Here is a 10,310-nt window from a genome sequence, read left to right on the forward strand (position 1 = left end):
GCTTCCGGAACTTTGAAAACTTTAAAACTAGAATCCTCATTGCTTTGAACATCAAAAAGGAGAGAACCATGTTGGTCCTCTCCAGGTTATAACTTTTCATCAACCCACTACAGTTGACAAAGAGCCTAAAAAGACAACCGTTGTCTCTACAGTTGTCTTTGTTTGTGATTTTATATTGATAATATTTTTGATTAAAGTTCTGCAATCTGGTTAAGATTTACTTCTGCAACTGTATCATTACCAAACATTGAGATAATCATCTTAACTTTATTATTATCAATTTCTGTGATCTTACCTGTGTAATCTGCGAAAGCTCCGTCAATAATACGAACAGTTTGACCAACTTCGACATCAATATCAAATTCTTGGACAGTTTGACCCATAGAAACTAAAATATCGCGAATTTCTTGTTCCAAAAGTGGAGTTGGTTTTGATCTATTTCCGTGTGAGCCTACAAATCCTGTTACGTTTGGTGTGTTACGTACAACAAACCAAGCTTCATCGGTCATAACCATTTCTACAAGAACATAACCTGGAAAGCGATTTTCTTCGATTTCTTTTTTCTTTCCATTTTTTTCTACTTGCACTGTTTGTGTAGGAATTTCAACACGTAGAATATTTTCTAGCATATTGTATGTTTGTGCACGTTGCAATAGATTTTCTTTTACTTTATTTTCGTAGCCAGAATAAGTTTGTAGCACAAACCATCCTTTATCAAAACTATCCATGTTTTTTCCTTTCCTAACTGAAGAATTTCAGCGACTAGATCTTTTTCTTGCCTTATTTTAAAAAATATTAATAAAACGAATCAATCCGCTAACAATCAATTGGTCAAAAATATAAATCATCACTACAAAGAAAGCAGTGTATTCCATGATAGATTTAAAATCTAACCAACTTTCCTTGCGAGTCGGCCAAGTTGTTTCTTTAAGAAGTTTAAAAATGTCCTTAATAAAACGCATCGTTTTCTCCTATCTCGTTTCTCGGTGTGTGGTATACTTGCCACAGTGTTTACAAAATTTATTTACTTCTAAGCGTGTTGGTTTTGGATTGCCACTAATCTTAATCGAATAGTTTCTAGAACCACAAACCGCACAGGCTAGACTTGCTTTTTTAAGTGCCATAACGCCTCCATCTTACCTATTATAACAATAAACCTCTGCTTTGACAAGTTAAATCGTTTTTGATTTTTTAAGGTGATTTCTCAACTAATTTTTCAAAGTAACTTCCACTTGTTTTACCAAGGGATTTATCCAAAATACTTTTAAACATAATTTCTCAAAAGAAAAGCGTCATAACAAGTCAGCGACTCTAACTCCTGATCTAAAAAATCAAACAAGTCTAAAAATATTTCCCTTGGTATCGGTAAACTTGCTTCAAATTCTTTCTTCTGTTGCTGCTTATACTCTGCCAGTAATTTCTTTTTCTTCTCTTTTTCCATTTTCTCCTCCGACTAACTTCTCTGGTACTTTTGAGACTAATACTCAATGAAAATCAAAGAGCAAACTAGGAAGCTAGCCGCAGGTTGCTCAAAACACCGTTTTGAGGTTGTGGATAGAACTGACGAAGTCAGTAACACATATACGGTAAGGCGACACTGACGTGGTTTGAAGAGATTTTCGAAGAGTATAACTTTCTTCAACAATGTTCAACAGTCCTTCACTCCTCTCATTATAGCACTAAATTCCTTTTATTGATGAGATTTTTGATAGCAAACAAAAAGAGTCAGCAAGCCAACTCTTTCGATCTCTATTCACTTTTTTCCATCAAGAAATCATAGATTTCCTGGACTGTTCCAAGCGCCATAATCTCCTGATCTTTAACAGTTTGTTTTAGCTTTTGATAAATCTGACTTTCAGCCATATCACGCTTTTCAGCCTCTTTATTTACCCTCATGACTCCATTTTCAATGGTCACAAAGCCAAGCTCTTCAAATATCTGAATCATTTTGACTAATAGGATTTGCTCAATCTTGAGATAGGCTGCCAAATCCTTGAGTTTATAGCGAATATCGAACTCTGGGAACTGATAGATGGTTTTATACAATTTTGCAAACTGCTCTCTTGTGCCATAGCCCGTCAAGTAGTAAGCCTTAGCGATATCATTTTTAAAGTAAAGAGCTGAAAACTCCTGCTCCTGACAGATTTTCTTAAGGAGGGATATATCCTCAGGGATATTCTTAACGACAATAGCTGAACAAGAGGCCACATCAGGTAACTCTTGCGTAAAATCCAAAACAGGTACACCTTCAGGTAACAGGGCATTCTTACCACGGATGTTAAAGAGCTGGACACCTTCTACACGGGCATCAACCATCATCAACTGCAAGGTTGTTTGTCCATTCCATTGATTGACAGAGAGAGTCACCGCCAATTCCAATTGCTTGGTCTGTGAGAATTCAGTCGCCCATTTCCCTTGACCAAAAGCGACCACCTCAAAACTAGCCTCACCTTTGGAAATTTTCAGCTTGAGATGAGCATTACCAACCCCCATAACGCGAGCATTTTCAACTTGAAAATCTCGAATATAAAAGACAGGTTTTTGGTTATCCATCCCAAAAGGAGCTAGGCGTTCAAAACTTTTCACTGTCTCCAAACTCAAGATCTCTAAGTCCAGTTCTTCATCTAAAAATAGATTGTTTTTACCTTGGGCATCTGCACCTTTTTCTCGAATATAGGCTTCCAAAAGATCAGATAAGACTTCCAACTTATCCACTTCAAGGGTCATACCTGCAGCACCTGCGTGACCACCAAAGGCGATAAATAGTTCCCGATGCGGGTCCAAAGCTTCAAAGATATCGACTGCTTCAATGCTTCGCGCACTCCCCTTGGCTCGTCCATCTTCGATATTCAGTACAATGACTGTCTGACCTAGTTCTTCAAGCAAGCGCCCAGCTACAATTCCAAGAACCCCCGGATTCCAGCCTTCCTTAGCCAAAACTTGAACACTTTTATCAGGATCCACCATGCCCTTGGCTTCATCGTAAATGGACTGAACAATTTCCTTACGTTCTTCATTCTTTTGATGAATCAAAAGGGCGATTTCATGCACTTCCTCATCGTCAAATCCAGTTAACAAATCAATAGCTGGATTGGGATCATCCAAGCGCCCTAAGGCATTTAAACGAGGTGCCAACTGAAAACCGACCGTTTCTTCTGTCACATCACTACTCGAAATCCCAGCAATTTCAAACATTTCTTGTAGACCCATTCGTTGAGTGTTGCGCAAGACCTCAAGACCATACTGGACCATGATACGATTTTCGTCCGTCAAGCTGACCATATCGGCAATTGTACCGATGGCAACCAAGTCCAACAACTCAACCTGCACTTCTTCTAAAAGGGCACAAGCCAACTTAAATGCGACACCACAACCCGCCAAATGCTTGAAAGGATAGTCCGCCCCTGGATGTTCAGGATGGATAATAGCATAGGCATCTGGTAAAACCTCAGGCATAGAATGGTGGTCAGTCACAATGACATCCACTCCCATAGACTGAGCCAAATCAATGGCCTCATGCCCCGCCACACCATTGTCCACCGTCACAATCAAAGACACACCCTGCTGTTCGATAAAATATTTGTAGACACTGGCATTTGGACCATAACCATCCGTAAAGCGATTGGGAAGATAAACCAGGCACTCAGCGCCTAACTGTTCTAAACTTTCCTTGACAATGGAAGCCGAAGTCATCCCATCCGCATCGTAGTCCCCGTAAATGAGAATCAGTTCCCCTTGCTCAATAGCATGGCGAATCCGCTCCACTGCCTTTTCCATATCATTTAAAAGGTAGGGATCATGCAAATCCTCCAAAGAAGGTTCTAAAAATTTTTTCAGACTAGTTTCATCCTTGATGCCTCGTTCAAATAACAAACGAGCTACTTCAGGTCCCAAACCAGCTTTCTTAGCTATCTTTGTAAAATCCGCATCCTCAACTTGCGGAGCAAATTGCCAATTATAAGTAGGAATTATCAAAAAAATCATCCACTCTTTCTTACGATTCTATTGTTTTATTATAACATGATTTCCAGTTTTTCTCTATCTGCTTTGCTTTTATCAAAATTTTACTAATTTTTTTGTAATATCATTTGACAGGAAAACGCTTTTGTTGTAGAATCGATGTTACAAAATCTAACACAAAGGAGAAGAATTATGACTTTAGTAGAATTTAAAGCTGTTGAAAAGTATTACGGAGACTACCACGCACTCCAGAATATCAACCTTCGTTTTGAAAAAGGCCAAGTTGTTGTTTTACTTGGACCATCTGGTTCTGGAAAGTCAACCCTTATCCGTACTATCAATGGTCTAGAGGCAATTGATAGTGGAAGTCTCCTGGTAAACGGACACCAAGTGGCAGGTGCTAGCCAAAAGGATTTGGTCCCCCTCCGCAAGGAAGTAGGTATGGTTTTCCAACATTTTAATCTTTATCCACATAAGACTGTGTTAGAAAATGTAACTCTTGCACCTATTAAAGTACTGGGTATTGATCCCAAAGAGGCTCAAAAAACTGCGCAAAAATATTTAGAATTTGTAAATATGTGGGATAAGAAAGATTCCTATCCAGCCACCTTATCAGGCGGACAAAAACAACGAGTAGCTATCGCTAGAGGTCTAGCTATGAAACCTGAACTCCTCCTCTTTGACGAACCAACCTCAGCTCTCGACCCCGAAACAATCGGCGATGTCCTAGCTGTTATGAAAAAACTAGCCCACGACGGCATGAATATGATCATCGTCACACACGAAATGGGCTTCGCTCGTAAAGTAGCTGATCGCATCATCTTTATGGCAGATGGGCAAGTCCTGGTCGATACAACAGATGTGGATGCATTTTTTGATCACCCAAGTGAACCACGCGCCCAACAATTTCTCAGCAAGATTATCAACCACGAAAGTGATAAGGTCAAATAAGGAGACACCTATGAAAAAGAATTTCTTTCTTGCAACAGTAGTTACCAGTCTTTTAAGCATTGGATTTGTGACATCAGTTCAAGCAGATACCAGCATCTCAGATATCCAAAAAAAGGCAGAAATCGTTGTTGGCGTCAAACAAGACGTCCCTAATTTCGGCTATAAAAACCCGAAAACTGGAGAATTCTCAGGTATTGAAACAGATTTAGCCAAACTGATTGCAGATCAACTCAAGGTCAAGGTCCGCTACGTTCCAGTTACTGCTCAAACTCGAGGTCCTCTGTTAGACAACGAACAAGTGGATATGGATATCGCCACCTTCACAATTACTGACGAACGAAAAAAACTCTACAACTTCACCAGCCCTTACTATACAGACGCCTGTGGATTTTTGGTAAATAAATCAGGTAAGATTAAAGATATTGAAGATTTAAACGGAAAAACCATTGGAGTCGCACAAGGATCCATCACCCAAAAGCTGATTACAGAGCTAGGTAATAAAAAAGGACTATCCTTTAAATTTGTCGAACTCGGCTCTTATCCTGAATTGATCACCTCCCTCCACGCCCATCGGATTGATGCCTTCTCAGTAGACCGTTCTATCCTTTCCGGGTATACCAGCAAAAGAACTGAACTACTTGACGATAGCTTCAAACCTTCTGACTATGGTATTGTAACCAAAAAATCAAACACGCAACTGAATGACTACCTAGATCAATTGGTTGTCAAATGGAGTCAGGATGGGACCTTGCAGGAGTTATACGGTCGCTACAATCTCAAACCTTCCAAACACTCAGCAGAATAAGGAGGTAGCTACATGATAGATTTATCATCTTGGACAGCTTATTTTCAACATTTTGGTCAATTTTTTAACGGATTTCTCTTTACTATAGCTATTGCTCTAGGTTCTTTTACCCTAGCCATGCTATTGGGCATCCTATTCGGTACATTATCCACTAGCAAACATAGCAGTTTACGGATCTTGTCCCGTATCTTTGTCGAATTTTATCAAAACACCCCTCTCCTAGTTCAGTTCGTTATTGTATTTTACGGCTTGCCCCTGATTAGTAACCATACTATCATGATTCCTATCTACTGGACTGCCGTTCTTTGCGTCGGACTCTACCACGGTGCCTATATCGCCGAGGTCATTCGGTCAGGAATTCAATCTATCCCTAGAGGCCAACTCGAAGCCGCTCTTTCTCAAGGATTCACCTACACAAATGCAATGCGCCTGATTATCTTACCGCAGGCTTTTCGCATCATTCTTCCTCCCTTAACCAACCAAGTCGTCAACCTGATTAAGAATACTTCGACAGTAGCCATCATTTCTGGAGTTGATCTCATGTTTGTCACCAAATCTTGGTCCGCACTCAACGGCAACTACATCCCAGCATTTTTAGGTGCTGCCTTCTTCTACTTTGCCCTCTGCTTCCCTGTAGCCCAATTTGGACGAAAAATGGAGCAAGCTAACAAAAATGCTTATTCACTTTAGGAGGTTTTTATGGAAAGTATTCTTGAAGTTCTCAGTCTAGACAACCTCATCTTTCTTTTAAAAGGTTTTGGTCTAACCCTCTATATCTCTTTGATTGCTATCACGCTTTCAACACTAATTGGAACCATCCTCGCTGTCATGCGTAATGGAAAAAACACCCTATTACGAATCCTTGCTAGTGTCTACATTGAATTTGTCCGAAATGTTCCTAATCTACTCTGGATTTTTACTATTTTTTTAGTCTTTAAAATGAAATCTACCCCAGCTGGAATCACCGCCTTTACTCTCTTTACATCTGCAGCTCTTGCTGAAATTATCCGAGGTGGTCTTAACGCAGTGGATCAAGGACAATACGAGGCTGGAATGGCACAAGGTTTCTCCTATCGCCAAATCCTCTATCACATCATCCTACCGCAAGCCATTCGCAAGATGCTCCCTGCCATCATCTCTCAATTTGTAACAGTGATTAAGGATACAAGTCTTCTATACTCTGTAATCGCCCTCCAAGAGCTTTTTGGTGCCAGTCAAATCCTTATGGGCCGATACTTTGAATCCGAACAGGTTTTCAGCTTATATATCCTGATCGCCCTAATCTACTTCAGCTTCAACCTAGCTATTTCAAGCCTTTCACGGGCTCTAGCAAAACGTTGGCAACAAGCTGCAGAATAACAAGAGGTTGGGACAAAAAATCCCGACCTCACTTTTTATTAACAATCAAACATTGACGCGGTAGCTGATTGAACTTTTTGTTCGTCTTTTAGACTCCAAAATGCTCCTAATCATCCTCGCGGGGCTGGGACTACGAAATCGAGACTTTGTCTATCGATTTCTGTCCCACCGCCTTTTGAGAGAAATCTTTTTGCTTATTTCTTTACTAAAAAATAAGCTAGGAAATGTTAAACTGACAAACTCTATGCTAGACTAGAAATATGGAACATCATTTTAATCATCGAGCAGAATCATTTGATTCTCCAAAAAATCAATTTCTGGCCGATCTTGTTTGCCAGCATCTAATAAAACAAGTGCCTGATTTGTCAAACAAATCAATCCTAGACTTTGGAGGTGGAACTGGCCTTATCGCCCTTCCTCTTGCCAAACAAGCTAAATCAGTGACCTTGGTTGATATTGCGGACAAGATGCTTGCGCAAGCTCGTCTCAAGATTGACAGTCAAAAACTTGCAAACCTATACTTGATTCAACAGGATTTATTACTTGAACCACTTGAAGAAGAGTTCGACCTTATTATCGTCAGTCGAGTTCTTCATCATATGCCTAATCTTGATGACAGTCTATCTATGTTCAAGGAACATTTGACTCATGGCGGACAACTCTTTATTGCTGATTTTACTCTACCAGCTGGAGAGACACACGGTTTTATCATTTCTGAACTTGAAGAAAGCCTCAGCCAACAAGGTTTCTCGGAAATAACAAGTCAAATACTCTACAGCTCAGACCATCTCTTTCTCCATAAACCTTCCCAATTATTTCTTACAAGTAGCAAAAATATTTAGCCCTTAGAGTATCAGACAAGCACTAAAAACAAAGCAAATGCTAATCTTTACTCAGTTTTTGCATTTTCCCAATAGATAAGGTATAATAGTTGTATTGTCTTTTGGGGTCGTTACGGATTCGACAGGCATTATGAGGCATATTTTGCGACTCGTGTGGCGACGTAAACGCCCAGTTAAATATAACTGCAAAAAATAACACTTCTTACGCTCTAGCTGCCTAAAAACCAGCAGGCGTGACCCGATTCGGATTGCTCGTGTCTGATGACAGGTCTTATTATTAGCGAGATACGATCAGGCTTTGTCTAGCAGTTTGATAAGAGATTTATAGACTCGCAGTTCCTAGGCTTGAGTTATGTGTCGAGGGGCTGTTAAAACAATACATAACCTATGGTCGTAGACAAATATGTTAGCAGGTGTTTGGACGTGGGTTCGACTCCCACCGGCTCCATTATATTAAAAAAACGTTGATGTTCTCAACGTTAGAACGAAGACAAAGTCCTTGGAAGTCAAGTTTCCAAGGGCTTTTCTTTGTGTAAAGTCGTATAATAGAGGCAAGAAGAGTTGTGAGGTGTTCCTATGTTTCAAACGTTGATGATATCAACGTTTTTTCTGTCATCATACAAGTTTACAATGTTACATCAAGACACTTGAAAGATGGCAACATTAACTTTTCTTCTATGGGAAAAATAGCATATATAGTGGATTGAACTTAGAGTAGTACAATATAAATTCTAAAACATTTTTAGAAATTAATTTGACTTTCCTAACCTCTTTGTTCACATCTTATTTCAATCAACTATACATTGAACAGCTATTCAATTGAATTTTTAGCATTTTAAAGATCTGTAAGACTGACATTTCCCCTTTCTCCTAATCATTATCCATCAAAAAAACCGTAAGAATTTCTTCTTACGGTTTTTCTAGCAAATTCATAGAATTGAGATTCTCAGTTTTGCTTTATTTGAGTAATTTCTTACTCTTCTTCCTCACGTTTTTTAGCGAAGAGGAGTCCGCCTGTTGCTGCTGCAAGAAGTGCTAAAGCAAGTGAAGCGCTAGATTGTTCTGTACCAGTATTTGGCAATTCTTTCGCTCCTGCTTTCTTAGCTGGTGCTTGAGCAGGTGAATCTTGGTTAGCAGCTGTAACAGCTTTTTCAGCTGGAATGACTGCTACTGAACCATCTTCAAAGGTTACAACTACTGATCCATCATTGTTAACCTTAATATCTTTCGCGGTTGGGTTAGCTTTCTTAACTTCGTCGGCTACTTTAGCTTTTTCGGCGTCAGTCAAGTTGCTTGGATCTGTAACTGGGGTTACTGATGGATTCTTAACTCCATCTGATTCCTTAACTTTATCTGATGATTTCTTAACTGTCTTATCGGCTGGAATAACAGCTGTTGTACCATCTTCAAAGGTTACAACTACTGATCCATCATTGTTAACCTTGATATCTTTCGCGGTTGGGTTAGCTTTCTTAACTTCGTCGGCTACTTTAGCTTTTTCGGCGTCAGTCAAGTTGCTTGGATCTGTAACTGGGGTTACTGATGGATCTTTAACGACTTTATTAGTTGGATCTTTTACAGTTACTTTAACTGGTACTTCATCCTTAGAACCATCTGGGTAAGTCACAACGACTGTAGTTCCTTTATCACCTGGTGTAGTTGTGTCTACTGGTGTCTTGAACTCTACTGTTGTGCCCTTAGGAAGATCTCCGACATTACCGATTGAATCTTTAGCAGATGGTTTATCTCCTGGTTTAACAGTTTGATCTTTCGCTGTTGGAGTGTTCTTGTCTGCATCTGTAGCTGGTGCACTTGGATCTTTTACAGTTACTTTAACTGGTACTTCATCCTTAGAACCATCTGGGTAAGTCACAACGACTGTAGTTCCTTTATCACCTGGTGTAGTTGTGTCTACTGGTGTCTTGAACTCTACTGTTGTGCCCTTAGGAAGATCTCCGACATTACCGATTGAATCTTTGGCAGATGGTTTATCTCCTGGTTTAACAGTTTGATCTTTCGCTGTTGGAGTGTTCTTGTCTGCATCAGATGTCTTCTCTGGATCTTTTACAGTTACTTTAACTGGTACTTCATCCTTAGATCCATCTGGGTATGTCACAACAACTGTAGTTCCTTTATCACCTGGGGTAGTTGTGTCTACTGGTGTCTTGAACTCTACTGTTGTGCCCTTAGGAAGATCTCCGACATTACCGATTGAATCTTTAGCAGATGGTTTATCTCCTGGTTTAACAGTTTGATCTTTCGCTGTTGGAGTGTTCTTGTCTGCATCTGTAGCTGGTGCACTTGGATCTTTTACAGTTACTTTAACTGGTACTTCATCCTTAGAACCATCTGGGTAAGTCACAACGACTGTAGTTCCTTTATCACCTGGTGTA

Annotated in this window: 11 protein-coding genes and 1 other RNA gene; 6 read left to right on the forward strand and 6 right to left on the reverse strand. The window is 39.8% G+C overall.

Annotated elements, in window-relative coordinates; genetic code table 11:
• Window positions 1-191: 191 nt before the first annotated feature.
• The 5 genes from nusG to recJ all read right to left on the reverse strand — a co-directional run bounded on the left by nusG (window position 192) and on the right by recJ (window position 3,975).
• Entirely contained in the window at window positions 192-728 is a 537-nt protein-coding gene (gene nusG / locus QM928_RS09550) for a transcription termination/antitermination protein NusG (RefSeq protein ID WP_045763385.1), read from the reverse strand.
• A gap of 57 nt (window positions 729-785) precedes the next feature.
• Window positions 786-962, reverse strand: coding sequence for a preprotein translocase subunit SecE (gene secE, locus QM928_RS09555; protein WP_001211016.1), 177 nt, complete (start codon window positions 960-962; stop codon window positions 786-788).
• 9 nt (window positions 963-971) lie between these two features.
• Window positions 972-1,124, reverse strand: coding sequence for a 50S ribosomal protein L33 (gene rpmG, locus QM928_RS09560; protein ID WP_001809375.1), 153 nt, complete (start codon window positions 1,122-1,124; stop codon window positions 972-974).
• 140 nt (window positions 1,125-1,264) lie between these two features.
• Entirely contained in the window at window positions 1,265-1,441 is a 177-nt protein-coding gene (locus QM928_RS09565; protein ID WP_248036022.1) for a hypothetical protein, read from the reverse strand.
• Between the two features lie 308 nt (window positions 1,442-1,749).
• Window positions 1,750-3,975 carry a single-stranded-DNA-specific exonuclease RecJ gene (gene recJ, locus QM928_RS09570; RefSeq protein WP_315640903.1) on the reverse strand — a complete coding sequence of 742 codons (2,226 nt, stop codon included), beginning with the start codon at window positions 3,973-3,975 and terminating at the stop codon, window positions 1,750-1,752.
• A gap of 177 nt (window positions 3,976-4,152) precedes the next feature.
• On the opposite strand from recJ, the gene QM928_RS09575 reads away from it, so the two are divergent.
• From QM928_RS09575 to ssrA, 6 genes are all read left to right on the forward strand, one after another.
• Window positions 4,153-4,911 (forward strand): amino acid ABC transporter ATP-binding protein, encoded by a 759-nt coding sequence (locus QM928_RS09575; RefSeq protein ID WP_281335773.1) that lies wholly within the window; start codon window positions 4,153-4,155, stop codon window positions 4,909-4,911.
• Window positions 4,912-4,921: 10 nt separating this feature from the next.
• The gene (locus QM928_RS09580; protein WP_281335772.1) at window positions 4,922-5,716 is read left to right on the forward strand and encodes a transporter substrate-binding domain-containing protein; all 795 of its coding nucleotides are present in this window, start codon (window positions 4,922-4,924) and stop codon (window positions 5,714-5,716) included.
• A gap of 12 nt (window positions 5,717-5,728) precedes the next feature.
• Window positions 5,729-6,406 (forward strand): amino acid ABC transporter permease, encoded by a 678-nt coding sequence (locus QM928_RS09585; RefSeq protein ID WP_371608512.1) that lies wholly within the window; start codon window positions 5,729-5,731, stop codon window positions 6,404-6,406.
• A gap of 9 nt (window positions 6,407-6,415) precedes the next feature.
• Window positions 6,416-7,075, forward strand: a complete 660-nt coding sequence (locus QM928_RS09590; RefSeq protein ID WP_371608511.1) for an amino acid ABC transporter permease — start codon at window positions 6,416-6,418, stop codon at window positions 7,073-7,075.
• A 260-nt stretch (window positions 7,076-7,335) separates the two neighbouring features.
• Complete coding sequence (locus tag QM928_RS09595) at window positions 7,336-7,917, forward strand: class I SAM-dependent DNA methyltransferase (protein WP_248036027.1); 582 nt, start codon at window positions 7,336-7,338, stop codon at window positions 7,915-7,917.
• 103 nt (window positions 7,918-8,020) lie between these two features.
• Window positions 8,021-8,368, forward strand: a transfer-messenger RNA (tmRNA) gene (gene ssrA, locus QM928_RS09600).
• Between the two features lie 522 nt (window positions 8,369-8,890).
• Here the strand turns inward: ssrA and QM928_RS09605 are convergent.
• On the reverse strand, window positions 8,891-10,310 hold a 1,420-nt coding region (locus QM928_RS09605), incomplete at its 5' end, for a Rib/alpha-like domain-containing protein (protein WP_414322000.1).

Source organism: Streptococcus infantis, from assembly GCF_047460405.1.
Classification (GTDB): Bacteria; Bacillota; Bacilli; order Lactobacillales; family Streptococcaceae; genus Streptococcus; species Streptococcus infantis_Q.

Coding starts and splice junctions, on each gene's coding strand:
- nusG (WP_045763385.1), bottom strand. CDS start 728: ATGGATAGTTTTGATAAAGGATGGTTTGTGCTACAAACTTATTCTGGC.
- QM928_RS09590 (WP_371608511.1), top strand. CDS start 6,416: ATGGAAAGTATTCTTGAAGTTCTCAGTCTAGACAACCTCATCTTTCTT.
- rpmG (WP_001809375.1), bottom strand. CDS start 1,124: ATGGCACTTAAAAAAGCAAGTCTAGCCTGTGCGGTTTGTGGTTCTAGA.
- QM928_RS09585 (WP_371608512.1), top strand. CDS start 5,729: ATGATAGATTTATCATCTTGGACAGCTTATTTTCAACATTTTGGTCAA.
- QM928_RS09595 (WP_248036027.1), top strand. CDS start 7,336: ATGGAACATCATTTTAATCATCGAGCAGAATCATTTGATTCTCCAAAA.
- QM928_RS09580 (WP_281335772.1), top strand. CDS start 4,922: ATGAAAAAGAATTTCTTTCTTGCAACAGTAGTTACCAGTCTTTTAAGC.
- QM928_RS09565 (WP_248036022.1), bottom strand. CDS start 1,441: ATGGAAAAAGAGAAGAAAAAGAAATTACTGGCAGAGTATAAGCAGCAA.
- secE (WP_001211016.1), bottom strand. CDS start 962: ATGCGTTTTATTAAGGACATTTTTAAACTTCTTAAAGAAACAACTTGG.
- QM928_RS09575 (WP_281335773.1), top strand. CDS start 4,153: ATGACTTTAGTAGAATTTAAAGCTGTTGAAAAGTATTACGGAGACTAC.